The following is a 25626-nucleotide window of genomic DNA, read 5'->3' as shown; positions in this document are numbered from 1 at the left end:
TGGTTCCTTAGAGATGGTCGCGCGTGGAGGGTGGGCCCTCGACGCAGCTAAAGCGTATCGGGCGCCGGCCATCAGGATTCACGACGGGCTATGCGAACGCGAGGCGAGGAGACCGTGACAACATCCCTTGAGACTTCGGCCCCGGCGACGGGAGGACGCAGGGCGCTGGCCCTGGCCGTCACGGCCATGGTCTTCACCCTGCTGCTGCCGCCCGCGGGGCTGGCGCTGTCGGTTTTCGCGTTCATCGTGGCCGTCCGCGATCTCCGCCTGCTGAACCGCGCACGGCAGGGCATCGGCATGGCGACCGGCGCCGTGGTGCTGTCGACACTCGCGTTCGTCCTGGGCGCCGTCACGACGGCCTTCCAGCTCTACTTCTCGGCGGAGCTCAACGCCTACACCGAGTGCCGCAAGGGCGCGGGCACGGTGGCCGCCCAGCAGCAGTGCTCCGACCAGCTCATGCGGGCCTTCGAGGACAAGCTCGGCATGGCCTGGCCCGCCTCCGTCCCCGCCCCCGCCTGACGGCCCCTCGCCGGGGGCCGGGTTCCTCCGGTTTGCCCCTGACGTACGGGTCAGGGTTTACCGTCGCGGCGGCGTGCGGCGGGGCCGCACGGCCGCTCACGTCGTCGCGCGAGGAGAAGCCCATGTCCGAGACACCGCCCGGCACCGTACGGGAGATCCGGCTCACCGAGGTTCCGTCCGGTCTGCCCGGCCCCGAGCACCTGGCCGTCGTGGAGGTCCCGACGCCTGTGCCGGGAGCCGGTGAGGTCCTGGTGCGCAACCGCTGCTTCCAGGTCTTTCCGGCGCTGCGCACGTTGACGGCCGGGGGCGTGCCGGGCGCGCCCTTTCCGCCCCTGCGGCCGGGGGACACGCTGTTCGGCCCCGCCGTCGGCGAGGTCGTCACGGCCGGGGACGGCGCGAGCCTGCGGCCGGGCGACCTGGTCTCGCACTTCCAGGGCTGGCGCGAGTACGCCGTGGTCCCCGACTCCGAGCCGCTGGACGGCGCCCTGCCCGATCCCGCCGCCTACCTCGCTCCGGGGGCCACGGCGTACGCGGCCCTGACGCGGATCGCGGGCCTGCGCCCGGGAGAGACCGTGTTCGTCAGCGGGGGCGCCGGAGGCGTCGGGTCGCTCGCGGGCCAGATCGCCCGCCTGCTGGGCGCGGCGCGCGTGATCGGCAGCACCGGCTCGGCCGCGAAGGCCGAGCGCATGACCGCCGAGCTCGGCTACGACGCGGTCGTCCTCCGTGGCGACGGTCCGATCGGCGCGCGGCTGGCCGAGGCCGCGCCCGACGGCATCGACGTGGTCGTCGACAACGTCGGCGGCGAGCAGCTCCGTGCGGCGGCCGACGCGGCACGGCCGGGAGCCCGTCTCGTCCTGGTCGGGACCCTGGCCACGCAGCTGTCGGCGGCGTCCACCGGCGCGACCGCTCCCGTGGAGCTGGACACCTTCCGGCTCATCCTCGGGAACATCACCCTTCGCGGCCTGACCGGCGTCGACGCGGCGACCACCGCGGAGTGGAGGGAGCGCTTCGGCGCCTGGCTCCGCTCGGGGTCCATCTCCTTTCCGCACACGCGGATCCCGGGCATCGACCGCGCACCGCTGGCACTGCGTGAGCTCTTCGACGGACGACACGTCGGCACCGTCGTCGTGGAGCCGTGAACGACGCCGTGAACGACGCCGTGAACAACGCGGCCGAAGACGGCGGGTCCCGGCAGGCCGGGAGCGCGCGACAGTGGTGATACGGCCGTAGAGATGCGATCGTGATGACTGCGGCAAAACGACCACACGAGTGCGGCCAGAACGAGGCGGCCGGAACAGTGCGGCCGGAGCGGTGCGGTCGAAGCGGTGCGGCCGGAGCGGTGCGTCAGGGCGATGTGGCCGTGACGATGCGCCCGCGACGATGTGACCGTGACGGTGTGGCCACGGCAGGGCGTGAAGGCGGAGGCGGGACGGGCATGCGGATCGGCGACGCCGCGGCGGCGACGGGGACCACTCCGCGCGCCCTGCGCTTCTACGAGCAGCGTGGGCTGCTCCTCCCGCCGCGCACGGCGTCGGGCCAGCGGGAGTACGGCCCGCGTGAGATCGCCCGCATCCGCCTGGTGCGCCAGTTGCTCGCCCTCGGCCTGACCGTCGAGGACGTCGCCGGCTGCGCCGACCGCCTGGACCTGCTGGAGGGCGACACCCTCCCGCCGTACGGCTCCCCCGGCTGCACGGGCGGCACGGGGGTCGTCCAGCGCCGCATCGCCGCACTGAACGACGAGATCGGCCGCCTGACCCGGCTGCGGGACCGCCTCGCCTCGAGCGTCCCCGAGCCGGGCGCAGCACCCGAAACCGTGGCCGGGCCCATACCCGAGACCCTGGTCTGCCCGAGCCCGTGAAGACGCTCGTGGGCGCGGCCGGAGGCATGGGCGAGCACTCCCTGGCCCGGCCCTCCGACGGCGGGCTGTCGTCCGTCAGGCGCGTCCCGCCGCCGGCCGGCCGGTGGGTCGTCAGTCGCGGTCCCAGGCGTAGGGGTCGACGTAGATGACGTGACCCCCGCGGTCGTCGGTCTCGTCGACGATGTCCGTACGCGGCTTCGGGGCGGCGCCGGCGGGCGGTTTGCGCGACGGCTCCGGCCGGCCCCGCCGGGCGGTCATGTCGTCGAACGTCTCCGCGGTCGCCGCGGCGTGCTCGTCGGTCCAGTCGTCCCTGATCACGGGGATCGGCTGGGTCTCCGCCTCGGTGGCGTCCAGCCAGTGGCCCGGGAGATGGGCGCCCCGGGCCGGTCGCACCTTCCCGGCCGCCTTGGCGATCACGGCGCCGGCCTTCCTGACCGGCTCCGGCGGGGTCGCCGGCCGCCGGGAGATCAGCCACCAGTTGGCGATGCCGGCCGAGATTCCGGCGGCCACGCCGACCTCCAGCGCGACCGACAGCGCCACCTCCCAGGGGGAGGGCCCCACGGCGGCCAGCCCGGCCCCGCCGAGCGGCCCGCCCGACAGCGCCGCGAGCGTCCCCGCCGCGAGCCCGCTGGTGATTCCGCAGACGAAGCCCCACAGCGGCGCGGCCTCGATCGAGGGGGTCGGCGCGACGCGGGCCGTCACCACGCCCGCGACCGCCCCCGCGGCGAACGGCACCGCGATCACCGACATGACCCACGGGGGCGCGGTGCCGGACGGCGGCAGCGCGCCGAGCAGCGGCAGCATGGGAACCGCGCTCAGCTTGACCCCGGTGGGCGCGACCAGCGTGCCCGCGCCCACCGCGAAGCCGGGTCCCGAGATGTACGCCATTCCCCAGATCACGGCGTTGAAGAAGTAGAGGACCTCCAGGAGCAGGAGCAGCCCACCGCCGACCAGGCCGGGGCTGAGCACCTCCGACATCTGCTGGATCCGGGTGAAGTTCATCGCCACGGCCACGAGGACGAGCACCGCCCCGGCCGTGAGGAGCAGCGCGGTCGCGACGGCCGTACCCGCGACGAGCGAGCGCGGCCGCTCGGGCAGCAGGCGCAGCATCGACCGCCACGGCCCGATCGTGCGGGCGGTGGCCACCGATCCCGTGACGAAGGCCAGCAGCAGGTGGCTGACGAGCGCCTCCCCCGGGAACGGCTGCATGATCTCGTTGCGCGACACCAGGGCGATCACCCCGGCGAGCAGCGCGTACGGCGCGGCCAGCGAGATGCCGGCCTGGGCGATGAGCACGAGCTGGGCGCGGCGGCGGGCGTTCTCGACGTCGCGGGGGGTGCCCTTCGGCAGCCGGGCCGGCATCCTCAACCGCAGGTCGGCGTCGCGTGCCATCCACAGGCCCGCCCGGTAGAGCAGCGCGCCGGGCAGGATCATGAGCCCGATGGGCAGCAGGCCCACCCGGCCGCCGGGGATCGCGAATCCGGCGTGGTGGGCGGCCAGCCAGAGCTGGCAGGCGGTGCGGAACACGCCGGGCAGGCCCTCGCCGAAGGGCCCCCGGGGGGCGGCCATCCAGCCGATGAGCGTGAGCGTGGTGAGCACGGCGATGCCGACGCCGAGCGTCCAGAACGCAGCCAGCATGCCGGAGACGGGAAGCGGACGGCGGCTCTCCTCGTCGTCGCCGGCGCCACCGCGACCGAGGACGGCGCGGGGACCGGTCCTGATTTGATCGATAAGTCCCGTCACGCTACCTCATCATCCCAGCGCGGCCGCCGCTCTCCACGTCGCCACGCCGTTCACCCCCGCTCGAAATGGGATGCTCTTGCAGTCGCCGCCCGCGGCGGCTCCCCCCCTCATACGCGTCGTGACCTCACGCCGGAGGCGTGAGGTCACGAACGGCGCCGGGAGACCGGCTGGGCCGCCGGAACCCCTGAAGACCCGGCGGCCCGCCCGTCACGACCCCTTGGTCACGACATGAGCTCGCGCATGAGGCGGGCGGTCTCGCTGGGAGTGCGGCCGACACGGACGCCGACCTTCTCCAGGGCCTCCTTCTTGGCCTGGGCGGTGCCGGCGGAGCCGGACACGATCGCGCCGGCGTGGCCCATCGTCTTGCCCTCGGGCGCGGTGAACCCGGCGACGTAGGCGACGACGGGCTTGGTGACGTGCTCGTCGATGTAGGCCGCGGCCCGCTCCTCGGCGTCGCCGCCGATCTCGCCGATCATCACGATCGCGTCGGTCTCCGGGTCGTCCTGGAACGCCTGGAGCGCGTCGATGTGGGTCGTGCCGATGACCGGGTCGCCGCCGATGCCGACGCAGGTGGAGAAGCCGATGTCGCGCAGCTCGTACATGAGCTGGTAGGTCAGCGTGCCCGACTTCGACACCAGGCCCACGCGGCCCTTGGTGGTGATGTCGGCCGGAATGATCCCGGCGTTGGACGCGCCGGGCGAGGCGATGCCGGGGCAGTTCGGCCCGATGATGCGGGTCTTGTTGCCCTTGGAGACGGCGTAGGCCCAGAACTCGGTGGTGTCGTGGACCGGCACGCCCTCGGTGATGACCACGCACAGCGGGATCTCGGCGTCGATGGCCTCACGGACGGCCGCCTTGGTGTGCGCCGGGGGCACGAAGACGACGGAGACGTCCGCGCCCGTCTGCTCCATGGCCTCCTTGACGGTGCCAAAGACCGGCAGGCCCTCGTGCGTGACGCCGGCCTTGCGGGCGTTGACGCCGCCCACGACGTTCACCCCGGCGGCGAGCATGCGGCGGGTGTGCTTGGTGCCCTCACCGCCGGTCATGCCCTGAACGATGATTTTGCTGTTCTCGGTGAGCCAGATAGCCATTACGCACCTACCGCGGCGAGCTCGGCGGCGCGCTTGGCCGCTTCGTCCATCGTGTCGACCAGCTCGACGCGCGGGAGCGCGGCGTCGGCCAGGATCTGCCGCCCGAGAGCGGCGTTGTTGCCGTCCAGACGGACGACGAGCGGGTGGGTCACTTCCTCGCCACGGCTCTCCAGCAGCTTGAAGGCCGAGACGATGCCGTTGGCGACCGCGTCGCAGGCGGTGATGCCGCCGAAGACGTTCACGAAGACCGACTTCACCGACGGGTCGGACAGGATGATCTCCAGCCCGTTCGCCATGACCTCGGCCGAGGCCCCGCCGCCGATGTCGAGGAAGTTGGCCGGCTTGGGCCGCCCGGGGAACTCCTCGCCCGCGTACGCCACGACGTCCAGCGTGGACATGACCAGGCCGGCGCCGTTGCCGATGATGCCGACGTCGCCGTCCAGCTTCACGTAGTTGAGGTGCTTCTCCTTGGCCCGGGCCTCCAGCGGGTCCTCCGCGGCCTTGTCGACGTACGTCACGTGCTCCGCCTGGCGGAAGTCCGCGTTGTCGTCGAGGGTGACCTTGCCGTCGAGCGCCTTCACCTGGCCGTCAGCCGACAGGATCATGGGGTTGACCTCGACGAGCGAGGCGTCCTCGTCCACGAAGACGGCCCAGAGCTTCTCGATCAGCTCGGCGGCGCCGTCCAGCGCCTGCTGCGGCAGGCCGCCGGCCACCGCGATCTCGCGGGCCCTGGCGCGGTCGACGCCGGTCAGCGGGCTGACCGGCACCTTCGCCACCTTCTCCGGCGCGGTGTGCGCGACCTCCTCGATGTCCATCCCGCCGGAGGCGGAGCAGATCGCGAGGAACGTACGGTTGGCACGGTCGAGGAGGAAGGAGAAGTAGTACTCCTCCGCGATCTGGCTGGCCTCCTCGATCAGGACCTTGTGGACCGTGTGGCCCTTGATGTCCATGCCGAGGATCCGCGTCGCCTTGTCGTACGCGTCGGCGGCGTCGTCGGCCACCTTCACGCCGCCGGCCTTGCCGCGCCCGCCGGTCTTGACCTGGGCCTTGACGACAACGCGTCCGGTGAGCTGCTCGGCAGCCGCCCGCGCCTCATCCGCGGTGTGCGCCACGATTCCGCGCGGCACCGCGATGCCGTACTCCGCGAAGAGCTCCTTCGCCTGATGTTCGAACAGGTCCACGAGGGTCCGTCCCTTTTGATGTCCGAGGCCGGGCGCCGTCGTCCCGCCCGGCTATTCCGCGCAAGAAGCCTAGTCCCCGCGCGAGCATGGCCTTGTCATCGGGTCACCCGGAGCCTTGCCTTCAACCCTCGATTACGGCAAGGTTGGGCAAAATGCCTAAACGGTGGCGGGAACCGCAGAACGGACCCAGTCCACGATCTCCTGTGTCGTGGAGCCCGGCGTGAATATCCGCGCCACCCCCATCCGCTCCAGCTCGGGGATGTCGGCCTCGGGGATGATGCCGCCGCCGAACACTACGATGTCCTCGGCGTCCTCCTCGCGCAGCACCTCGAAGAGCCGGGCGAAGAGCGTCATGTGGGCGCCCGACAGGATGGACAGCCCGATGGCCGCCGCGTCCTCCTGGATCGCCGTCCGGACGATCTGCTCCGGCGTCTGGTGCAGCCCGGTGTAGACGACCTCCATGCCCGCGTCCCGCAACGCCCGCGCCACGACCTTGACGCCGCGGTCGTGCCCGTCGAGCCCCGGCTTGGCGACGACGACCCGAATCCTGCCTGCCATGAAGACCTCCCAGATGGTGCCGCTGCCCGAAGCGTAACCGCCGGGACGGCGAACGCTCCCCTGCCCGCCGCGGCGCGGCTCAGCCGTCCGCCCGCGCCGCGCGCAGCAGCGCGCGCAGGCCGTCGACGAGCCCCTGCCGCTCCCCCGGGGTCATGGCCCGTACGGCCCGCGCCAGCGGGTCCTCCTCCCGCGGCAGGGCGGTCAGGGCGGCGGCGTGGCCGGCGTCGGTGACGCTGACGAAGACCCGCCGGCGGTCGCGCCGGTCGCGGGCCCGCACCACGAGGCCCCGGTCCTCGACACGGTCGACGAGTTCGGTCGTCGCGGCCATGGACAGCCGCAACTGCCCGGCCAGTTCGCCCACCGTGAGCGGGCCGTGGGCGACCAGACGGCGCAGGACCGACGCCATGCGCGCCGTGACGTCGCCCTCGCCCACCGGCTGCCCGGACATCCGGAGACACCGGTGGACGGCAGGATAGAGCCGGGAGATCTCCTCGACAGCCGGCCTCTCCTCCATGCGTTCCTTTCGCATGCGAATTATTCGCCCGAAATAATAATCACCCCGCATACCCGCTCTTCATCTGCCATTTCACAGGAAATCTAGATTTCCGTGACTTTTCCGTGATCATGAACCACGAGGATTCCCGGGCCGCTCTTGATGATCAAGGGCACTTACGGGAGGAACCCCACGTGAAGCGAGCATTCATGGCGCTGGCGTGCGCCGCGACGGCCGCGCTCGTCGCGCCCGCCGTCGCCGCCCCCGCCCATGCGCAGACCCCCACGGGAAGCCGGGCGCGGCCCGCGAACCCGGTGGCGGCGCTCAAGAAGCAGTTCGTTCCCGGCCGTGGCGTACGCGTCGTCTCGTCCGCCAGGTTGAACTACGGCGGCCTGATCGACATCAAGTCCGGCGCGAAGGGCGTCGTCGGGTTCGGCCGGTCCGGGGTCGCGTCCTCCGACATCACCACCAAGACCAACTACGGTGGCGGACTGGGCGACGACGACGAGCTCAAGGGCCTCAACGACCCGATGCGGACCATCACCGTCGGCCGGACGTCGTACGTCTCCGGAGGCATCTACGCGGACCTGCTGCCCGACGGCAAGTCGTGGCTGCGCCTGCCCGGGCAGGACCCGGACGCGGCGCTGACCGGCCTCGGCGGCTTCGTCAACCCGCTCGACCCGCGTGCCCTCCAGGCGGTCCTCGCGACCACCAGGGCCAAGGGCGCGGGCGGTGTCGTCAACGGCGCGCGGACCACGCTCTACCGGGGCACGATCACGGTGAAGCAGCTCGCCGCGGCGGTGCCGTCGCTGCGCAAGGGCCTGCCCTCCAGCATGTCGAAGGGCGTGATCAGCTGGAGGCTGTGGATCGGCGGGGACCAGCTCGTCCGCAAGGTGTCCAGCTCGTTGACGACGACCTTGAAGGTCAAGAAGACGAGCATCGGCATCGAGATGAGCAGCACGACCGCCTACGGCGGCTGGGGCGGGAAGGTCACGGTGAAGGCGCCGCCGAAGGACCAGGTCGCCAGCACCTCGGACATCGACGGCAGCGTGCCGGACCTGCCGCAGGTCATCGACCTGGGCGACTGATCCGCGTATGGACGCCCGCGGCGGCCGGGCTCCCCGCCCGTCCGCCGCTCAGAGGATCCCGACCGCCGCTCAGAGGCTCCCTGCCGCCGCTCAGAGCTTCTCGATGGGCGCGTAGGCGAGCAGCAGGGTCTTCTCCCCGTCCCCACCGAAGTCGATCTTTACTCGGGTCTTCTCGGCGACGCCGTCCACGCTGACGACCGTGCCCAGCCCGAAGCTGTCGTGGGTGACGCGGTCGCCGGGCGACAGGCTCGGCATCTGACGGCCGCCCGCCTTGGGCGCCGGCGCCGTACGGGCGGAGGGGCGGGAGGTCGCGGCGGACCAGGCGGTCTTGCCGGGGTCGCCGCGCCACTCGACCAGGTCGCCCGGCACCTCCGACAGGAAGCGCGAGGCCGGGTTGAAGGACGGCGCCCCCCACGAGGACCGCACCGCCGAGCGGGACAGGTAGAGCCGCTGCTTGGCCCGGGTGATGCCGACGTACGCCAGCCTGCGCTCCTCCTCCAGTTCCTTCGGGTCGCTCAGCGAGCGCATGTGGGGGAAGACCCCGTCCTCCATGCCCGTGAGGAACACCACGGGGAACTCCAGGCCCTTGGCGGTGTGCAGGGTCATCAGCGTGACCACCCCGCCGTGCTCGCCGGTCTCGGGAGCGCGATCGCCCGGGGGGACGACCCCCGCGTTCCCGCCCGGGATCTGGTCGGCGTCGGCGACCAGCGAGACCTGCTCCAGGAAGTCGACGAGCGTGCCCTCCGGGTTGGCCTCCTCGAACTCGGCGGCCACCGAGATCAGCTCGTTGAGGTTCTCCAGCCGGCTCTCGTCCTGCGGATCGCCCGAGGTCTCCAGCTCCGTGCGGTAGCCGGTGACGCGGAGCACCTCCTCCGCGAGGTCGGAGAGCGGAAGCTCCTTGGCCCGCAACTCCTCCAGCATCGCGACGAAGTCCCTGATCGCGTTGAGCGACCGGGTGGCCAGCCCCGGAGCCTCGCCGGCCCGGCGCAGCCCCTCCCAGAAGCCGATGCGCTCCCGGTTCGCGAACGCCTCGACCATCGCCTCGGCCCGGTCGCCGATGCCGCGCTTGGGCACGTTGAGGACCCGCCGCAGCGACACCGTGTCGTTCGGGTTGGCCAGGACCCGCAGGTAGGCGAGCAGGTCCTTGACCTCCTTGCGCTCGTAGAACCGCACCCCGCCCACGACCTTGTACGGCAGGCCGGTGCGGATGAAGATCTCCTCGAAGACGCGGGATGCGGCGTTCGTGCGGTAGAAGATCGCCACGTCACCCGGCGTGACGTCGTGGTCGTCGCAGAGCCGGTCGATCTCCTGCGCGACGAACATGGCCTCGTCGTGCTCGTTGTCGGCGGCGTAACCGATGATCTTCGATCCCGCGCCCTGGTCGGACCACAGGTTCTTCGGCTTGCGGCCCTCGTTGCGGGAGATGACCGAGTTGGCGGCGTTCAGGATCGTCTGCGTGGAGCGGTAGTTCTGCTCCAGCAGGATCGTCCGGGCGTCCGGGTAGTCGCGCTCGAACTCCAGGATGTTGCGGATCGTCGCGCCGCGGAAGGCGTAGATCGACTGGTCGGCGTCGCCGACGACGACCAGTTCGGCGGGCTCGACGCCCTCGCGCACCACGTCGCCGTCGGCGGTGCGCACCTCGGGCCGCCCGACCAGCTCGCGGATCAGCGTGTACTGCGCGTGGTTGGTGTCCTGGTACTCGTCGACCATCACGTGCCGGAACCTGCGCCGGTAGTGCTCGGCCACCTCGGGGAAGAGCTGGAACAACGTGACCGTCAGCATGATCAGGTCGTCGAAGTCCATCGCGCCGGCCTCGGTGAGCCGCCGCTGGTAGGTGCGGTACGCCTCGGCGAGCGTGCGCTCCAGGTGCGTCGACGCCCGGTCGGCCGCCGTCTCGTAGTCGATCAGCTCGTTCTTGAAGTTGCTGACCTGGGCCGAGAACGACCGCGGCGGATAGCGCTTGGGATCGAGGTCGAGCTCGCGGCAGACCATCGCCATGAGCCGCTGGGAGTCGGCCTGGTCGTAGATCGAGAAGCTGGAGGAGAAGCCCAGCCGCTTGGCCTCGCGCCGCAGGATCCGCACGCAGGCGCTGTGGAACGTCATCACCCACATCGCCCTGGACCTCGGGCCGATCAGCTTGTCGACCCGCTCCTTCATCTCGCGGGCGGCCTTGTTGGTGAAGGTGATCGCGAGGATCTCCCCCGGCTGGACGCCGCGTTCCGCCAGCAGGTAGGCGATGCGGTGGGTCAGCACCCGGGTCTTCCCGGAGCCCGCCCCCGCGACGATCAGCAGGGGGCTGCCCTGGTGGGTCACGGCGTCCCGCTGCTGCGGGTTGAGGCCGTCGAGCAAGGGATGGGTGGCGGCTCCGATGGACACGTCCCTAGGGTATGACCGCCCACCGACATCCGGAGCCCACTCACCCGGCAAGGCCCGATTAAGGTAATTGCCGGACCATGAGGAGGTTGCCCGTGCTGGACGAGGCGGAAATCCGCAAAGTGCTGGTCGTCGTCGCGCACCCCGACGACATCGACTTCGGCGGGGCGGGAACGGTCGCCAGGCTGACCGAGGCGGGGGCCGAGGTCGTGTACTGCCTGGTCACCGATGGCGACGCGGGCGGATTCGACCGTCTGGTGGACAACGGCGGCATGGCGGCGCTGCGCCGGGCCGAGCAGACGGCGGCGGCCAAGTGCGTGGGCGTCGGCGACCTGCGCTTCCTGGGATACCAGGACGGGATGGTCGAGCAGACGCTCGGCCTGCGCCGCGACATCACGCGGGTGATCCGCCAGGTCCGGCCGGACCTGGTCGTCACCTCGACCCCCGACCGCAACTACGAGCGGCTCGGGCCGAGCCACCCCGACCACCGGGCCGTCGGCGGCGCCACCCTCGACGCGGTCTATCCCGACGCCCGCAACCCGTACGCCTTCCCCGAACTGCTCACCGACGAGGGCCTGGAGGCCTGGACGGTGCGCGAGGTCTGGCTGAGCGGCGGGATGGCCGTGAACCACTACGTCGACGTGACCTCCACGGTGGACCGGAAGGTCGCCGCCCTGCGCGCCCACGAGAGCCAGACCGCGCACATCCCCGACCTGGACGGCATGATCAAGGGCTGGCTCTCCGCCAACGCCGCCGCCGCGGGCCTCCCCGAGGGTTCGTACGCCGAGGCGTTCCAGCGGGTCGTCACCGCCTGAGTAGGGCGGCGGGGCCGGCGCTGCGGTCGTCCAGGCGGCGGGCGGCCCGGGCGGCGGCGTAACCGAGGGAGTTCGTCGCCACGTGCAGCAGCGCGGGGGCGAGCAGACCGGCGCGGTGGCGGAGCCCGTGGAACACCAGCCCCGCCAGCGCGGTGGACGCCACCGTCCCCGCCACCAGCCGCCCCGCCTCCGCACCGCCCCGGCGGCCGTCCCCCAGGGCGGGGTCCTCCCCCGCCGCCAGGCGTCCGAGGGCGGGGTTGGCCCGCGCCATGTCGAGCGCGGGCAGCACGTGCCACACCCCGAACAGCGCGGCCGAGGCGGCGACCGCCGTACGCGCGGGCAGGACCCGGCCGAGCAGGGCCGGGAGCACGCCGCGGAAACCGACCTCCTCCAGCAGCACGGTCCCGAAGGGCACCTGGACCAGGGCCTCCTCCAGCACCCGGCGACGCGACAGCGCCAGCGCCCGCTGGTCGTGGAACAACGGCCGGGTCCGGGGCAGCGCCACCCCGGCCGCGTACCCCGCGGCGACGGCGGCGGCGAGCGCCCCGCCCGTCGCGGCGCCCGCGCGGGCGTCCCGGAAGCCCAGCTCATGCCGGGTCAGCCCGGCCCGCCGGGCGATCAGCAGGAGCGCGCCGGTCGCGGCGGCGGACGTCACCGGGGCCCAGCGCCGGGCGACGCGGTTGTTGAGCAGGTTCGCCGCGGCGAGCACGCCGAGACCCGTCGCGATCGTCCGCCTCACGCCGTCCTCCACCGCCTTCGCACGTGCCCCGCCATCACATCACGCCGCATCGCCACTGTGACCCGCCACGCTCCGCCCGCCACGCCGCATCGTGCTCCGCCTCACCGTGGGCCGGCCGGCAGGCCCGTACGACGGATCCGGGCGGGGATCAGCAGGCCCCCACGCCCTCGTTGTAGCCCTGGGCGAAGTACCCCTGCCGCTGCTGCGGCGTGCCATGCGCGTCGGGCGCCCACCAGGCGTCGGTGGGGTCGCCGGCCGCTTCGAGGTTGACGAGCAGTTCCTCCTCGTCGCCCTCCTCGGCCCGCAGCGCCCGCGCCTGGATGAGGCCGCCGAGCGTGGCGCCCGCGTAGCAGTCGGCCTGAAGCTCCCGCTGCACGTTGTAGCGGAAGTCGTCCACGAGCTGGGCCTGGACCGCGTGCCCCAGTTCATGTGGGATCACCACGTAGACCGCGCCGTCGCCCATCCGGTCGTACATCGCCTTCAGCCAGGTGGCGTCGTAGGCGACGAAGTGCCCGTACGGGCAGTAGAAGGCGTTCTCCGGCACGGCCGGCTGCCCGCCGCAGTCGGGACCGTCGTTCCCCTCGTACGCGACGAAGCGGGTGATCGGGCGGTAGGTCTCCCCACTCTGGCCGAAGCGGTTCGCCCAGAACCACTCCGTGAGGCACCGGGCGAGCTTCACGTCGCCGGGGAAGTCGTCGCCGGTGCCCTTGCACGGCGTCGCCCGGGCGTCGCCCTGCTGTGCGCGGTCCGGCGGAGGCGACCCGGCGAGCGTGCCGCAGGACGCGACCAGGGTCACCAGGAGGAAGAACGCGGCGAACGCTCGACGGGTCATTCCACTACTGCTACCCCAAATATGGGGAAAAATTTCGCTAAAACCCGCCCTTAGTGGTCACACACTCCAGAGGTGGACGGGCTCGTTGGTGTGCATGTGGTCCAGGTACCGCAGGGTCATCCGGCGCAGCGCCTCGTGGTCCCCGCCGAGCGCCCGGGCCGTCCTGACCTGCCAGTCCGCCCCCGTACGGCCGGTCACGCAGCGCCGCTCGATGATGCCGAGCAGCCGGTCGCGCTGGACCGGGTCGACCTCCCACAGGTCCAGCCCGTGATAGGCGAGGGGCAGCAGCCTCCGCAGGATCAGCTCGGCGGCGGGCACCTCCCCCAGTCCCGGCCAGTACAGGCGGGCGTCGAGGCCGTACCGCGCGGCGTTGCGGAGGTTGTCCTCGGCCGCGGCGAAGGACATGCGCGTCCACACGGGCCGTTCGGCCGACGGGAGCACCCGCATGAGCCCGTAGTAGAAGGCCGCGTTGGCGGCGATGTCCGCGACGGTCGGCCCGGCCGGCAACACCCGGTTCTCCACCCGCAGGTGCGGGACGCCGCCGGCCACGTCGTAGACGGGCCGGTTCCAGCGGTAGACGGTGCCGTTGTGCAGCCGGAGCTCGTGCAGCCCGGGCACTCCGCCGCCGTCCAGGACCTGCCTCGGGTCCTCCTCCTCGCACAGCGGCAGCAACGCGGGGAAGTAGCGGACGTTCTCCTCGAACAGATCGAAGACCGAGGTGATCCACCGCTCCCCGAACCACACCCGGGGCCGCACGCCCTGGGCCTTCAGCTCCTCGGGACGGGTGTCGGTGGCCTGCTCGAACAGGCTGATCCTGGTCTCCCGCCACAGCTCCTTGCCGAACAGGAAGGGCGAGTTGGCCGCGACCGCCACCTGCGGGCCCGCGATGACCTGGGCCGCGTTCCAGTGGTCGGCGAACTTCTCCGGGCTCACCTGCAGGTGGAGCTGGACGCTCGTGCACGCCGCCTCGGGGGTGATGCTGTCGGCGTAGGTGTCGAGCAGGTCGACGCCCTCGATGTGGAGGTGCAGGTCCTCGCCGCGGGCGGCGAAGATCTGCTCGTTGAGCAGCTTGTAGCGCGGGTTCGCCGACAGCGTGCCCTCGCTGACGTCGGACTCGCGCAGGGTCGGCAGGATCCCGACCAGCATGAGCTGCCCGCCGACGCGGGCGGCCCGCTCCTGCCCGCGGTTGAGACGGCGCCGTACGGACTCCTCCAGCAGCCGGCTGCCGTCGCCGGACAGCACCTGCGGCGGGACGTTGATCTCGACGTTGAACTGGCCCAGCTCGGTGGCCCAGTCGGGCTCGGCGATGGCGACCAGGACCTCGGCGTTCTTCATGGCCGGCTCGCCCCGCGCGTCGACCAGGTTCAGCTCGATCTCCATGCCCATCAGCGGCCGCTCGAACTCGAACCGCGACCCCCGCAGCATCTCCGCGAGGATCTCCAGCGACAGCTTGACCTTCTCCCGGTAGCGACGGCGGTCCTCCCGGGTGAAGGACACGGAGGGTACGTCACGGCCCATGCCCGAAGCGTCGCACGCCGAGGGGCGATCACACCAGACGGGCCGACACGGACGGGGTCAGACCAGGCGTCTGGCGGTGGCCCACCGCGACAGCTCGTGCCGGTTGGACAGCTGCAGCTTGCGCAGCACGCTCGACACGTGGGTCTCGACGGTCTTCACCGAGATGAACAGCTCCTTGGCGATCTCCTTGTACGCGTAGCCGCGCGCGATCAGCCGCAGCACCTCACGCTCCCGCTGGGTGAGCGAGTCGAGCTCGGGATCGATGGGCGGCGCCTCGGTCGAGGCGAACGCGTCGAGCACGAACCCGGCCAGCCGCGGGGAGAACACCGCGTCGCCCTCCGACACCCGGACGATCGCGTCGGTCAGCTCGGCGCCGCTGATCGTCTTGGTCACATAGCCCCGGGCGCCGCCCCGGATGACCCCGATCACGTCCTCGGCGGCGTCCGACACCGACAGCGCGAGGAAGCGCACCTGCGACCCCGAGCCGAGCACGCGCCGGAGCACCTCCTGGCCGCCGCCGCCCGGCATGTGCACGTCGAGCAGCACCACGTCGGGCGCCAGCTCGGCGATCGCCGAGACCGCCGACTCGACGTCCTCGGCCTCGCCGATGACCTGGATCGACGGGCCCAGCTCGGCCCGTACGCCGGACCGGAACAGCCGGTGGTCGTCGACGATCAGCACGCGTACGGTCTTCATGTTTCCCTCTTCATGGTCAGCATGACCTCGGTTCCGTCGCCGGGCTCGGTCCTGACCCGGGCGCTTCCGCCGTTGCGCTCCATCCTGCCGATGATCGACTGGCGGATGCCCATCCGGTCACCGGGGACGTCGTCGAGCACGAAGCCCTTGCCCCGGTCCCGGACGAACACCGTCACCTCGTCGGGCTCGACCTCGGCGTAGACGGAGACGACCGGAGACCCACTGTATTTGCACGCGTTGACCATCGCCTGCCGGGCGGCGTGGAGCAGGGCCGCCATGTTCTCGGTCAGCTCGCAGTCGCCCACGCAGACGACCTCGATCTGCACGCCGTGGGCGTCCTCCTCCTCGGCCGCGACCCGGCGTACGGCGGCGGCGAGGGTCGCGTCGGCGTCCTGCTTGGGCTGGTAGAGCCAGTTGCGCAGCTCCCGCTCCTGCGAGCGGGCGAGCCTGGCCACCTCCCGCGCGTCGTGGGCGTTGCGCTGGATGAGGGTCAGTGTGTGCAGCACCGAGTCGTGGACGTGGGCGGCCACCTCGGCCCGCTCCTCCTGCCTGATGCGCTCGGTACGCTCCCGCTGGAGCTCCTTGACGAGCGAGGCGAGCCAGGGCGCGGCGATCATCAGCATGCCGCCGACGACCACCGCCGTGAAGACCAGCCCGGTCTTCGCCTTGGCCAGCTCACCGCTCGCGGCGAGGAAGCCGATCGCGCCCACGACGACGAGGAGCGCGCCGATGCCCGTGCGGACCCAGGTCGTGCTGACCTGCTTGACCGCTCCGGACATCCAGCGCTGCCGGCGTCCCGGATCGGCCTGCTGCCACAGGATCAGCGCGCCGATGCCGCCCACGGCGATCGGCCAGGTGCCGAACCCGCCGCTGGACGCGCCGGTCAGCCAGGCGAAGGCCCCGAGCGTCAGCCACAGCACGCCGTACGCCGCGAGCTGTCCCCACTCGCGGGCGGGCTCGCGGCCCTCCACCTCCTCCTTGGGGGTGAACATCCACAGCGCGGCGTACGCCACGAGGCCCAGCCCGTCGACGACGGTGAGCAGCACGAAGGCGAGGCGCAGCACGACGGGGTCGAGCCGCAGCTGGGCGGCGGCGCCCTGGGCGACGCCCGCGACCACCCGGCCCGACACGGGCCGGACCATCCGGGGGAACGCCACGGGGGCGTTAGGCATCTCAGACATCTCGGAAAGCATCGTCACACGTCAGGGAGCATGGGCGCATCAGGGCATGCCCTGATGCGGCCCCTGGGGACTCGGGGACGGCTCAGGGGTTCCCCCGATGGCAGGGCCGCGGCGGACCCGGCCAGGATGGGACCATGACCGAGGCGCCATCCGCTCCCGCTCCCGACCCCGCCGGCCAGCCAGAACCCGAGAGGGTGCTGAGCCGCCACCGCGACGGCCGCGTGATCACAGGCGTGTGCGCGGGCCTCGGCAGGTACACGGGCATGGACCCGGTGCTCTTCCGGGTCGGGTTCGCGGTGCTGGTCCTCGCCTCCGGCATCGGCGTCATGCTGTACGTCGCGGCGTTCCTGCTGATGCGCCGGCCGGACGGCGGTCCCGGCCACCTGGAGCAGTGGACCCGGCGGATGTTCGACGCCGAGACCGTGCTCGCGTTGCTGGCGGCGGTCTTCGCGTTCGGGCTGATCATCAACGTGGCCTCGGGCGGCATCAACCGCGGCACGATCGTCGTCGGCACGCTGCTGGCCATCGTGCTGATGGCCGCGCACGCCCGGGGCGTCGACCTGCTCACCATGGCCAGGTCGATGCCGGAACGGGCGACCGGCCGGCGCGGCATGACCCGGTCCACCCCCGGGTTCGCGCCGTTCGCCCCCTTCGCGCAGGAGCCGTACGCCCCGGCGCCCCAGCCGGCCGAGACGACGGCGATGCCCGGAACGTACGGCCCGCAGACGGCCGGGCGGGGGCCCGAGCCGTCCGCGAGCGCGACCCCCGAGGATGCCGCTGAGAACAGTGCCCAGGACACCGCCGTCCGCCGGTTCGCGTCGGAGCCCACGCGGGAAACGGTGACGGAACAGGTGCGGGACACCACGTCGGCGCCCGTGTCAGAGCCTGTGACGGAGCCCACGGGGGACACCGTGACGGAGCCCGTGCGCGACGTGGACGCCGAGCATGGCGCGGGTTCCGCGGCCCGGGCCGACGGCGACCCGCCGACCCGGGCCTTCGAGACTCCGGCCGGCACGGCCCCGCTGTCCGGGCCGGGCGCCCCGGGGCCCGGCCTACACGACTCCGGCCTACGCGACTCCGCCACGCACGACCCCGGCCCGCGCGACTCCGGCACGCGCGACTCCGGGCCACACGGCTTCGGCGCGGGCGGGGGCCCCGTACCGCCGCCTCGGGCCGCGGACGGGTACCGGCGGCTGTCGGACCTGGCGCGCGAGGCGCGGGCGAGCGCGCGGGGCGACCTCGGCTCACCCGGCCAGGCGCCGGGCCGGGCCGCCGGTCAGGGGTACGGCGCGGGCGAGCCTTTCGCGCCCCACGGCCCGTACACGATGCGGGAGCCGTACCGGCCGCTCGCCACGCCCTACGCGGCGGGCCCGTACGGGCCGCCCGTGGCCCCGCCGCCGCGGCCCAGGAAGCCCAAGCGTCCCCGGTCGTTCGTCAGCGGCCTCACGATATGCCTCGCCCTGATCGTTGGAGGGATCATGGTCACCATGCAACGGACCGGCACCGGCTCGGTCGGCCTCCCGGTCGTCGGCGGGGCGGTGCTCGTCACGATCGGCGCGGGCCTGCTCGTCGCCGCCTGGTTCGGGCGAGGCGGCGGGCTGGTCGCCGCCGGCACGATCGTGGCCCTCGTGCTGGTGGGAAGCACGACGGTCAACGGCATTCCCCGCAATGTCGGCAGCTACGTCTGGCATCCCGTCACCGCCGTGCGGTCGCCCAGCACCTACGAACTGGGCATCGGCGAGGGCAAGCTCGACCTGAGCGACGTCCCGCTGAAGTCGGGCGCCCGGCTGAGGTTCGACGCCTCGGTGTCGCTGGGCCAGCTCACGGTGATCGTCCCGCCCGCCGCGCGGATCGAGGTGTACGGCTTCACGAAGCTGGGCGAGGTGCGGATCGACCACACGGTCGAGGACGGCACCAACGTGCGGTTCGACCGCGTCCTGGAGCCCGAGACGCCCGCCAAGGGCGACGCGGCCACGATCGAACTGCACGTGAAGGCGGGCGTCGGTGACGTGGAGGTGCGCCGTGCTGCCTGACCACCACACCGATCCTCGTGCCGGGCGCCCGCGCCGGGTGCACCGTACGAGCTGGATGTGCCTGCTCTCAGGCCTGCTGTTCATCGGCATGGGCATCCGCTACCTGACCGGGCCCGACCCCGACGCGGTCGTGATGGCTCCCCTGCTCGTCGGAGGGCTGGGGTTCGCGGCCTTCATCGCGATCCTCGCGAAGGCCATCCGCCGCTGACCCCCTCCCGCTGACCTCACCTCGTCGACCCCGGGCCGGACCTCCCGCCCGGGGTCGAGGTATTTCACTGCCGATTCGGGGATCCGCTCGCCAGAAGCATACTCAGTATGCATACTGAGTATTCATGTCCGTACGACACGGCCTGCTCGCCCTGCTGAGTCAGGGCCCGCGCTACGGCTACCAGCTCAAGACCGAGTTCGAGGCGTCCACCGCCGACACCTGCCCGCTCAACATCGGGCAGGTCTACACGACGCTGTCCCGCCTGGAGCGGGACGGCCTCGTGTCCCGCGCCGGGGAGGACGAGCAGGGCCGCGTCCGATACGCCATCACCCCCGACGGCCACGGCGAACTCGACAGGTGGTTCGCCAAACCCGTCTCCCGGGCCGACCGGCCCCGCGACGAACTCGTCGTCAAGCTCGCCATGGCCGCCACCACCCCCGGCGTGGACGTGGCGGCGGTCGTCCAGGCGCAGCGGTCCTCGACGATGCGGACCCTGCAGGAGCTCACGCGCGCCAAGCGGGGCTTCGACGCGTCCGCCGAGACCGCGCAGCGCCTGGTCCTCGATTCGATGATCTTCCAGGCCGAGGCCGAGCAGCGCTGGCTCGACCACTGCGAAGCCGTCCTCGGCGGCCCCTCCGACTCCAGCCCAGCCAAGGAGACCACGTGACCGAGCGTGAGCCGTCCGCGTCCCCAGCGGACCAGTTACCCCGCCCGGACGGCGAGCCGATCGTCCGCCTCGCGGGCGTCGTCCGCGTCCACGGCGAGGGGCCGCACGCCGTACCCGCCCTGCGGGGCGTCAGCCTCGACGTACGGGCCGGTGAGCTGGTCGCCGTCATGGGCCCGTCCGGGTCCGGCAAGTCCACCCTGCTCAACCTGGCGGGCGGGCTCGACCGGCCGACCGAGGGGTCCGTCCTCCTCGAAGGCCGCGAACTGCGGGATCTGCCGCCCAAGCGGCTCGCGGAACTGCGCCGCAGGAGTGCGGGCTACGTGTTCCAGGATCTCAACCTCATCCCGTCGCTGACGGTGGCCGAGAACGTCGCGCTGCCGCGTGAGCTGGACGGCGTGTCCACGGCGAAGGCCCGGCGTGCGGCCCTGCGGGTGCTGGACGAGGTCGGCCTCGCGGACATGGGCGACCGGTTCCCCGACGACCTGTCGGGCGGGCAGCGCCAGCGGGCCGCCATCGCCAGGGCGCTGGTCGGGGAGCGCCGCCTGCTCCTCGCGGACGAGCCCACCGGGGCGCTCGACACCCGGGCGGGCGACGAGATCATCCAGGTGCTCCGGCAGCGCGCCGACGCGGGGGCCGCCGTGCTGCTGGTCACCCACGAGCCGAGGTACGCCGCCTGGGCCGACCGCGTCGTCTTCCTCCGGGACGGGCGGATCACCGACTCCTCCGACGCCCAGGGGACGGACGGGGCCGACGGCATGGGCGTGGTGAGCGCCCGATGAGAGGCCTGCGCGCCGCGCTGCGGATCTCGCGCCGCACCGCCTGGCGCTCGAAGGGGCGCAGCGCGCTGATCCTCGCGATGCTCGCGCTGCCCGTCGCCGTCGTCACCTTCGTGCTGACCACGTTCGCCACCGTGTACGAGATGTCACCCAGCCAGTACCCATTCGGCCGGGCCGACGCCGTGGTGCGGGGCGCCCGCGAGTGGAGCGGCCTCAGCCAGAACGCGTGGGGAGAGACCGATCCCCTGGAGAACGGCGCGAAGACGACACCGTACACCCGGGCGGAGATCGCCGGCCTCATCCCCGGCAGCCGCCTGATCCCGGCGTCGCAGCAGTTCCTCCGTTATCTCGCCCCGGGAGGGTACGAGATGGGATTCGTCCGGCAGGTGGATCTGCGCGACCCGATGTCCCAGGGCACCTTCCGGCTCGTGCGCGGCAGGCTTCCCGCCGCTCCCGGCGAGGCCGTCATCTCCGCCCAGCTGCTGGACGAGCAGACCAGGCCGGGCGTGACGCTCCTGGCCACGGAGGAACGACATCCGCTCCGGATCGTCGGCGTCGCCCTGTTCGCTCCGGCGAGGCCCGAAGTTGTCGTCTTCCCTGGCAGTCTGCCCGATTCCGCCTTCGGGCCCGCCGATTCCCAGCAGGTGACGCACGGCTGGCTCGTGGACGCGCCGCGTCCGCTGTCGTGGCCGGACGTCCGCCGGCTCAACGCGCGTGGTCTCGTGGTCGTGAGCCGGGCCGTCGCCGACAGCGCCTCGCCGGAGACTCAGTTCGACCTGAAGATCGACTCCTCCACGCTGCCGGTGCTCCCGTGGACCGGGATCGCACTGCTGCAGGTCGTCCTCGCGGCCGGGCCGGCCTTCGCGGTCGGGCGGCGACGACGGGCCCGCGAGTTCGCGCTCGTCGCCGCCCAGGGCGGCTCTCCGGCGCAGCTGCGGCTGATCGCGCTGGCCGACGGCCTGCTCTTCGGCGTCGCCGGGGCCCTTGCCGGGGTCGCGCTCGGCATCGCGGCGGTGCCGCTCGCGATGCCCGGCCTCGAACTGTGGATGAAGGCCCTGGCGGGCCCGTTCACCGTCCCCTGGATCTCGGTCGCGCTGGTCGCGGTGCTCGGGGTCGCCGCCGGGGTGCTGGCCGCGCTCGCCCCCGCCGTCGGCGCGGGCCGTACGGACGCCGCGGCCGTGCTGTCCGGCAGGCGCGAGCGGCGCCGAGACCGCGCGGGCCGGCCGCTGCTCGGAGCGGTGCTCGTCATGGCGGGCCTCACGGCGACGGCGGTGAGCACCCGGCAGGGCCTCCACTGGATCGCCGCCTCGGCGCTGCTCACCCAGCTCGGGCTGGTGGCCCTGGTGCCGGCCCTCGTCCGAGCCGTGGGCCGGGCCGCCGCCCGGCTCCCCCTGCCGCTCCGCTTCGCCGTCAGGGACGCCGTACGCAACAGGGGCCGTACGGTGCCCGCCGTCGCCGCGGTGATGACCACGGTCGTGGTGCTCACCGCGACAGGCGTGGCCTGGCGGGCCGCGGCCGTCAGCCCTCATTCGTTCCTGCGTAGCCTGCCGCAGGGGCCGGCGGGATCACTCCAGATCTCGGCGGCCGACCTCACTCCGCAGCTGTGGGACCGCGTCCGCGCCGCCGTGGTACGTGAACTGCCGGCGGGCGTGCCGCTGGTGGAAGGACGGGCTCTCGCGACGAAGACCGGCGTGCCGCTCGGCGTGGCCCTGCCGACTCCGGCCAGGCCGGAGAACCAGCAGGTCTACTTCATGGAGGGCTGGAACGGCGGGCTGCTGACCGGAGACGAGGGCCTGCTGCGTTACGCGCTCGGCCGCGAGGACCCGGAGGCGGTCGCGGCGCTCCGTGCGGGCAAAGCCGTGGTGCTCAATCCCGCCACCGTCCGGAAGGGCAGGATCAGAGCGGATGTGATGCGGCAGGACGCGCGACCCCTGAACGAACCCGCATCGATCTCCCTGCCGGCCGTCGGGGTGCGGCCCACGGGGCAGGGCTGGGCGCGTGTGGTCGTCGCGCCCGAGGCGGTCGAGAAGACGGGTTACGGCACCGTCACCACCCTCCTCGCGGTGAACCCCGCGGACTACCGGATGTCACAGGCGTCGGCGGACCGGATCGCCGCGACCGTGGAGGCGATCACGCCCCACGCGATGGTCAGGCTGGAGACGCCGCGCGGTCCCGTGGACGACTCGGTGGCCCTGCTCGTGCTCGCCGTGGCGGCCGCCGTGCTGGTGCTGGGGATGACCTTCGTCGCGACCGCGCTGGCCGCCGCCGAGGCGCGGCCCGACCTGGAGACGATGGCCGCGGTGGGGGCGGCTCCACGGACGAAGCGGGCCGTCGTCGCGGGTCAGGCCCTGGTGATCGCGCTGCTCGGCACGACCGTCGGAGTGCTCGCCGGTCTGCCGCCCGGCGCCGCCGCGACCCGGGCGCCGTCCGGGCTGTACCGGCCGACGATGATGGTGCGGCCCGACGGGGTGCCCGTGGTCGTACACCCGCGGCCGCCGGCGCTCCTGCTCACGGTCCCGTGGCCGCTCATCGCCGTGCTCGTCGTGGGGCTGCCGCTGCTGGCCGCGCTCGGCGGCGCCGTGTTCACCCGGTCGCGCCTGCCGCTCCCCCGGCGCAGGGTGACGTGACCCGGCGCCGGGGCCGTCGCACCGCTACGCGCGTGGCGCGCCGGGGGTGAGCGCGTCGCGTACGGCGGCGAGACAGCGTTCGACGACGGGGCGGGGGGCGAAGGCGTAGGTGCCGTCGCCGAACAGCTCGAATGTCATGTGGCCGTCGTACCCCCGGCGCTCGAACGCGGCGAGGTAGTCGGCGAGCGGCAGCTCGCCGTCGCCCCACGCGAGGTGCCCGGCCGGGCGGCCGTCGATGAGGTGGACGTGGCGGACGCGGCCGCCGAGCGCGTCGAAGTAGTCGTCGACGCTCTCCCCCGCGACCGCCATGCCGACCGTGTCGAGCACGGCGCCCAGGTTCGGCGCGCCGACCTCGTCCAGCATGCGGGCGAGCGCGCGGGAGTCGTTGAGGAGGTTCGACTCCACCCGCTGCAGCGGTTCGAGCACGCACGTCACCCCGAGACCGGCGGCGTACGCGGCGATCTCGGCGAGCGCGTCGGCGGACCGGCGCAGGCCGATCTCCACCGGCTCGTCCTCGAAGCCGCGGCCAGGCGTCAGCAGCAGCAGTCCGGCGCCGAGTTCGGCGCACAGCTCGGCGGCGCGGCGGAACATCGCGATGCCGGCCGCGCGCAGCCGGGTTTCCGGCGAGGCGATGTTGACGGGGTACATCACCTGCTCGGGGGTGAGACAGCGCACCCGCAGGCCGCGTGACTCGACCCGGCGGCGTACGGCCCGGGCCTCGGCGTCGCTCACCCACGGCACGTGGAAGTGCGGGGCGACGCCCCACAGCTCCACCTCCTCGCGGCCGAGATCGGCGGCGTCGTCGAGGAACCGGTCGAACGGCAGGTGCTGGTAGGAGAAGTTCGATCCGGTGATCCGCGGGAAGGACATCGGCTCTCCTGTCGCAGGGGAAGGTCGCGAGGTCATTTTCCGACTCCGTCGGCGAGGCCCTTGACGATGTACCGCTGGCCGACGAAGAACAGCAGCACCACCGGGACGGCGGCGATCGTCATGCCGGCGAAGACGACGGGGAACTCGGTGCCGTGCTTGCTCATCAGGCTCATCAGGCCGACGGGAAGGGTCTGCACGCCGGCGCCGCTGGTGAACACCATCGCGAAGAGGTACTCGTTCCAGGCGAACAGGATGTGCAGCAGGACCGTCGAGACGAGGATCGGCTTGCACATCGGGAGGGTGATCCGCCAGAACGCGGTCCACCGCCCGCAGCCGTCCATCTCGGCCGCCTCGTCCACCTCGCGCGGCAGGTCCAGCATGTATGCCCGGATGAGGAACGTGGTGAACGGCACCCGGAAGGCTGTGTAGAGGATGAGCAGCGCCCAGAAGCTGTTGTACAACCCCATCGACTGGAACATCTTGACCAGCGGGACCAGCGCCACGCTCGGGGCGAGCATCAGCCCGCCCAGGATCAGGCCGGTGACCGCCTTGCCGAACGGGATGTCCACCCGGGTCAGCCCGTACGCCGCCCACGCGCTGACGAAGACCGTGGCGACGGTCGACGTCACCGTGACCAGGATGCTGGTGGTGAGGTAGTCGCCGACCCCGCGGTTCCACGCCTTCTGGTAGCTGTCGAAGCTCCAGTGGGAGGGCAGCGCGAAGGGGTTGCCGAAGATCTCGCTGTTGGTCTTGAACCCGTTGACCAGCATCCACAGCAGCGGATAGACCACCACCACGGCGAGGCAGAGCAGGAACGCCCACAGCAGCAGGCGGGCGATCACCCCGAGGAAGCCGGCCCGACTCACCACTCCACCCTTCTCCTGCGGGCGACCCACAGTTGTGCGACGGCGATGGCGAGCGTGACCACGAAGATGACCGTCGCGATCGCGGCCGCGTAGCCGAAGTCGTTGCGGACGAAGCCGCTGCGGTACAGCCAGGTGCCCAGCACCTGGGTCGAGTTGTCCGGCCCTCCGCCGGTCATCACCATGACCTCGTTGAACACCTGGAACGCCCCCGAGATCGTGATCATGATCATCACGCCGGTCATCTCGCGTACCAGGGGAAGGGTCACGTGGAAGAACCGGCGGACGGGCCCGGTGCCGTCGATCTCCGCGGCCTGGTAGATCTCGCGCGGGATGCGCTGGATCGCGACCGCGAACAGCAGGGTCGAGTAGCCGAAGCCCTGCCACTGGCTCATCGCGACGATCGCCGGCATGGCCGTGCTCTCCTCGCCCAGCCACGCGTGCCGGAGCCCGTCGAGGCCGACCCCCTGCAGCAGGTGGTTGAGCAGCCCGAGGTTGGGCTCGTAGATGAAGTAGAAGAGCAGGCCGGCGACGGTGAGCGAGATCGCGCTGGGGATGAAGTAGACGGCCCGCAGGGCGCGCTGCCACCGCTCGCTGCGCACACCCTCGATGAGCGCCGCGAGCACGAGAGAGCCGAACACCTGGAACGCGATCGACACCACCGCGTACAGCACGTTGTTGCCGAGCGACTTCCAGAAGACCGGGTCGTCCACGAGCTTGCCGTAGTTGGCGAGCCCGACGTACTTCTGGCTCCCGCTGAAGATGTCCCACTTGAGCGTGCTGAACCCGAAGTTCTCCACCAGCGGGAAGTACACGAACACCCCGACCAGCACGAGGGCGGGGACCGCCCACGCGAGCCCGGCGGCCCGTCTGCTCATGGCGCGCACCGGCCCGTCC

24 protein-coding genes are annotated in these 25626 nt (G+C 72.3%); 10 read left to right on the top strand and 14 right to left on the bottom strand.

The window, feature by feature from the left end; all coding sequences use genetic code 11:
• The first annotated feature begins 114 nt into the window (after positions 1 to 114).
• The 3 genes from HHX37_RS12230 (at position 115) to HHX37_RS12220 (ending at position 2377) form a co-directional block, all read left to right on the top strand.
• Positions 115 to 519, top strand: coding sequence for a hypothetical protein (locus tag HHX37_RS12230; RefSeq protein ID WP_182879683.1), 405 nt, complete (start codon positions 115 to 117; stop codon positions 517 to 519).
• Between the two features lie 122 nt (positions 520 to 641).
• Entirely contained in the window at positions 642 to 1658 is a 1017-nt protein-coding gene (locus tag HHX37_RS12225) for an MDR family NADP-dependent oxidoreductase (protein WP_182879682.1), read from the top strand.
• Between the two features lie 296 nt (positions 1659 to 1954).
• The gene (locus tag HHX37_RS12220) at positions 1955 to 2377 is read left to right on the top strand and encodes a MerR family transcriptional regulator (protein ID WP_182879681.1); all 423 of its coding nucleotides are present in this window, start codon (positions 1955 to 1957) and stop codon (positions 2375 to 2377) included.
• 111 nt (positions 2378 to 2488) lie between these two features.
• Here HHX37_RS12220 and HHX37_RS12215 read toward each other — a convergent pair whose 3' ends face one another.
• The 5 genes from HHX37_RS12215 to HHX37_RS12195 all read right to left on the bottom strand — a co-directional run bounded on the left by HHX37_RS12215 (position 2489) and on the right by HHX37_RS12195 (position 7479).
• Positions 2489 to 4120: a DUF6350 family protein gene (locus HHX37_RS12215; RefSeq protein ID WP_182885457.1), complete on the bottom strand. Its 1632-nt coding sequence runs from the start codon at positions 4118 to 4120 to the stop codon at positions 2489 to 2491.
• A 221-nt stretch (positions 4121 to 4341) separates the two neighbouring features.
• Positions 4342 to 5211: a succinate--CoA ligase subunit alpha gene (sucD, locus tag HHX37_RS12210; protein WP_111698408.1), complete on the bottom strand. Its 870-nt coding sequence runs from the start codon at positions 5209 to 5211 to the stop codon at positions 4342 to 4344.
• Positions 5211 to 6392 (bottom strand): ADP-forming succinate--CoA ligase subunit beta, encoded by a 1182-nt coding sequence (gene sucC / locus HHX37_RS12205; protein WP_182874024.1) that lies wholly within the window; start codon positions 6390 to 6392, stop codon positions 5211 to 5213. Before sucC ends, sucD begins: the two co-directional genes overlap by 1 nt.
• Positions 6393 to 6548: 156 nt before the next feature.
• Positions 6549 to 6950 carry a cobalamin B12-binding domain-containing protein gene (locus HHX37_RS12200; RefSeq protein ID WP_111698412.1) on the bottom strand — a complete coding sequence of 134 codons (402 nt, stop codon included), beginning with the start codon at positions 6948 to 6950 and terminating at the stop codon, positions 6549 to 6551.
• 79 nt (positions 6951 to 7029) lie between these two features.
• On the bottom strand, positions 7030 to 7479 hold the full coding sequence (locus tag HHX37_RS12195; RefSeq protein ID WP_182885456.1) for a MarR family transcriptional regulator: 450 nt from the start codon (positions 7477 to 7479) through the stop codon (positions 7030 to 7032).
• Between the two features lie 158 nt (positions 7480 to 7637).
• Between HHX37_RS12195 and HHX37_RS12190 the strand changes: the two genes are divergently transcribed.
• The gene (locus tag HHX37_RS12190) at positions 7638 to 8531 is read left to right on the top strand and encodes a hypothetical protein (RefSeq protein WP_182885455.1); all 894 of its coding nucleotides are present in this window, start codon (positions 7638 to 7640) and stop codon (positions 8529 to 8531) included.
• A 90-nt stretch (positions 8532 to 8621) separates the two neighbouring features.
• Here the strand turns inward: HHX37_RS12190 and pcrA are convergent, their stop codons facing one another.
• Positions 8622 to 10880 (bottom strand): DNA helicase PcrA, encoded by a 2259-nt coding sequence (gene pcrA, locus HHX37_RS12185; RefSeq protein WP_182879947.1) that lies wholly within the window; start codon positions 10878 to 10880, stop codon positions 8622 to 8624.
• A gap of 104 nt (positions 10881 to 10984) precedes the next feature.
• On the opposite strand from pcrA, the gene HHX37_RS12180 reads away from it, so the two are divergent.
• Positions 10985 to 11719, top strand: a complete 735-nt coding sequence (locus tag HHX37_RS12180) for a PIG-L deacetylase family protein (RefSeq protein ID WP_220498733.1) — start codon at positions 10985 to 10987, stop codon at positions 11717 to 11719.
• Here HHX37_RS12180 and HHX37_RS12175 read toward each other — a convergent pair.
• The 5 genes from HHX37_RS12175 to HHX37_RS12155 form a co-directional block, all read right to left on the bottom strand.
• Complete coding sequence (locus HHX37_RS12175; RefSeq protein ID WP_182885454.1) at positions 11709 to 12458, bottom strand: type II CAAX prenyl endopeptidase Rce1 family protein; 750 nt, start codon at positions 12456 to 12458, stop codon at positions 11709 to 11711. The genes HHX37_RS12180 and HHX37_RS12175 overlap by 11 nt on opposite strands.
• 148 nt (positions 12459 to 12606) lie before the next feature.
• Complete coding sequence (locus HHX37_RS12170) at positions 12607 to 13290, bottom strand: neutral zinc metallopeptidase (protein ID WP_182885453.1); 684 nt, start codon at positions 13288 to 13290, stop codon at positions 12607 to 12609.
• Between the two features lie 57 nt (positions 13291 to 13347).
• Positions 13348 to 14808 carry a glutamate-cysteine ligase family protein gene (locus tag HHX37_RS12165; protein WP_182885452.1) on the bottom strand — a complete coding sequence of 487 codons (1461 nt, stop codon included), beginning with the start codon at positions 14806 to 14808 and terminating at the stop codon, positions 13348 to 13350.
• Between the two features lie 57 nt (positions 14809 to 14865).
• Positions 14866 to 15504: a response regulator gene (locus HHX37_RS12160; protein ID WP_111698424.1), complete on the bottom strand. Its 639-nt coding sequence runs from the start codon at positions 15502 to 15504 to the stop codon at positions 14866 to 14868.
• Positions 15501 to 16676, bottom strand: coding sequence for a PspC domain-containing protein (locus HHX37_RS12155; protein ID WP_182885665.1), 1176 nt, complete (start codon positions 16674 to 16676; stop codon positions 15501 to 15503). The genes HHX37_RS12160 and HHX37_RS12155 overlap by 4 nt, the downstream gene beginning before the upstream one ends.
• A gap of 143 nt (positions 16677 to 16819) precedes the next feature.
• On the opposite strand from HHX37_RS12155, the gene HHX37_RS12150 reads away from it, so the two are divergent.
• The 5 genes from HHX37_RS12150 to HHX37_RS12130 all read left to right on the top strand — a co-directional run bounded on the left by HHX37_RS12150 (position 16820) and on the right by HHX37_RS12130 (position 22996).
• Positions 16820 to 18718: a PspC domain-containing protein gene (locus tag HHX37_RS12150; RefSeq protein WP_182885451.1), complete on the top strand. Its 1899-nt coding sequence runs from the start codon at positions 16820 to 16822 to the stop codon at positions 18716 to 18718.
• Positions 18708 to 18926: a hypothetical protein gene (locus tag HHX37_RS12145; protein ID WP_182879983.1), complete on the top strand. Its 219-nt coding sequence runs from the start codon at positions 18708 to 18710 to the stop codon at positions 18924 to 18926. Before HHX37_RS12150 ends, HHX37_RS12145 begins: the two co-directional genes overlap by 11 nt.
• Positions 18927 to 19050: 124 nt before the next feature.
• Positions 19051 to 19593, top strand: a complete 543-nt coding sequence (locus HHX37_RS12140) for a PadR family transcriptional regulator (protein WP_182879673.1) — start codon at positions 19051 to 19053, stop codon at positions 19591 to 19593.
• Between the two features lie 59 nt (positions 19594 to 19652).
• On the top strand, positions 19653 to 20372 hold the full coding sequence (locus HHX37_RS12135; protein ID WP_310737984.1) for an ABC transporter ATP-binding protein: 720 nt from the start codon (positions 19653 to 19655) through the stop codon (positions 20370 to 20372).
• Positions 20369 to 22996 carry an FtsX-like permease family protein gene (locus tag HHX37_RS12130; protein WP_182885450.1) on the top strand — a complete coding sequence of 876 codons (2628 nt, stop codon included), beginning with the start codon at positions 20369 to 20371 and terminating at the stop codon, positions 22994 to 22996. The genes HHX37_RS12135 and HHX37_RS12130 overlap by 4 nt, the downstream gene beginning before the upstream one ends.
• A gap of 24 nt (positions 22997 to 23020) precedes the next feature.
• On the opposite strand, the gene HHX37_RS12125 is transcribed toward HHX37_RS12130, so the two are convergent.
• From HHX37_RS12125 to HHX37_RS12115, 3 genes are read right to left on the bottom strand one after another with little or no spacing between them, the layout of a single operon-like run.
• Positions 23021 to 23866: a sugar phosphate isomerase/epimerase family protein gene (locus tag HHX37_RS12125; RefSeq protein WP_182885449.1), complete on the bottom strand. Its 846-nt coding sequence runs from the start codon at positions 23864 to 23866 to the stop codon at positions 23021 to 23023.
• A gap of 32 nt (positions 23867 to 23898) precedes the next feature.
• Positions 23899 to 24732 carry a carbohydrate ABC transporter permease gene (locus tag HHX37_RS12120; RefSeq protein WP_310740342.1) on the bottom strand — a complete coding sequence of 278 codons (834 nt, stop codon included), beginning with the start codon at positions 24730 to 24732 and terminating at the stop codon, positions 23899 to 23901.
• Positions 24729 to 25607, bottom strand: a complete 879-nt coding sequence (locus tag HHX37_RS12115) for a carbohydrate ABC transporter permease (protein ID WP_182879668.1) — start codon at positions 25605 to 25607, stop codon at positions 24729 to 24731. The genes HHX37_RS12120 and HHX37_RS12115 overlap by 4 nt, the downstream gene beginning before the upstream one ends.
• Positions 25608 to 25626 lie beyond the last annotated feature (19 nt).

The sequence above is a fragment of the Microbispora sp. H10885 genome, assembly GCF_014161415.1.
GTDB lineage: Bacteria > Actinomycetota > Actinomycetes > Streptosporangiales > Streptosporangiaceae > Microbispora > Microbispora triticiradicis.
The sequence above is the reverse complement of the archived record's forward strand: the minus strand, read 5'-3'. Positions and strand labels throughout refer to the sequence as shown.

Excerpts from the sequence above, each read along its gene's own strand:
- HHX37_RS12195 (WP_182885456.1), bottom strand. The coding sequence starts at position 7,479 with ATGCGAAAGGAACGCATGGAGGAGAGGCCGGCTGTCGAGGAGATCTCC.
- HHX37_RS12125 (WP_182885449.1), bottom strand. The coding sequence starts at position 23,866 with ATGTCCTTCCCGCGGATCACCGGATCGAACTTCTCCTACCAGCACCTG.
- HHX37_RS12200 (WP_111698412.1), bottom strand. The coding sequence starts at position 6,950 with ATGGCAGGCAGGATTCGGGTCGTCGTCGCCAAGCCGGGGCTCGACGGG.
- HHX37_RS12115 (WP_182879668.1), bottom strand. The coding sequence starts at position 25,607 with ATGAGCAGACGGGCCGCCGGGCTCGCGTGGGCGGTCCCCGCCCTCGTG.
- HHX37_RS12220 (WP_182879681.1), top strand. The coding sequence starts at position 1,955 with ATGCGGATCGGCGACGCCGCGGCGGCGACGGGGACCACTCCGCGCGCC.
- HHX37_RS12170 (WP_182885453.1), bottom strand. The coding sequence starts at position 13,290 with ATGACCCGTCGAGCGTTCGCCGCGTTCTTCCTCCTGGTGACCCTGGTC.
- HHX37_RS12150 (WP_182885451.1), top strand. The coding sequence starts at position 16,820 with ATGACCGAGGCGCCATCCGCTCCCGCTCCCGACCCCGCCGGCCAGCCA.
- HHX37_RS12130 (WP_182885450.1), top strand. The coding sequence starts at position 20,369 with ATGAGAGGCCTGCGCGCCGCGCTGCGGATCTCGCGCCGCACCGCCTGG.
- HHX37_RS12165 (WP_182885452.1), bottom strand. The coding sequence starts at position 14,808 with ATGGGCCGTGACGTACCCTCCGTGTCCTTCACCCGGGAGGACCGCCGT.
- HHX37_RS12160 (WP_111698424.1), bottom strand. The coding sequence starts at position 15,504 with ATGAAGACCGTACGCGTGCTGATCGTCGACGACCACCGGCTGTTCCGG.
- sucD (WP_111698408.1), bottom strand. The coding sequence starts at position 5,211 with ATGGCTATCTGGCTCACCGAGAACAGCAAAATCATCGTTCAGGGCATG.
- HHX37_RS12140 (WP_182879673.1), top strand. The coding sequence starts at position 19,051 with ATGTCCGTACGACACGGCCTGCTCGCCCTGCTGAGTCAGGGCCCGCGC.
- HHX37_RS12225 (WP_182879682.1), top strand. The coding sequence starts at position 642 with ATGTCCGAGACACCGCCCGGCACCGTACGGGAGATCCGGCTCACCGAG.
- HHX37_RS12180 (WP_220498733.1), top strand. The coding sequence starts at position 10,985 with ATGAGGAGGTTGCCCGTGCTGGACGAGGCGGAAATCCGCAAAGTGCTG.
- HHX37_RS12155 (WP_182885665.1), bottom strand. The coding sequence starts at position 16,676 with ATGCCTAACGCCCCCGTGGCGTTCCCCCGGATGGTCCGGCCCGTGTCG.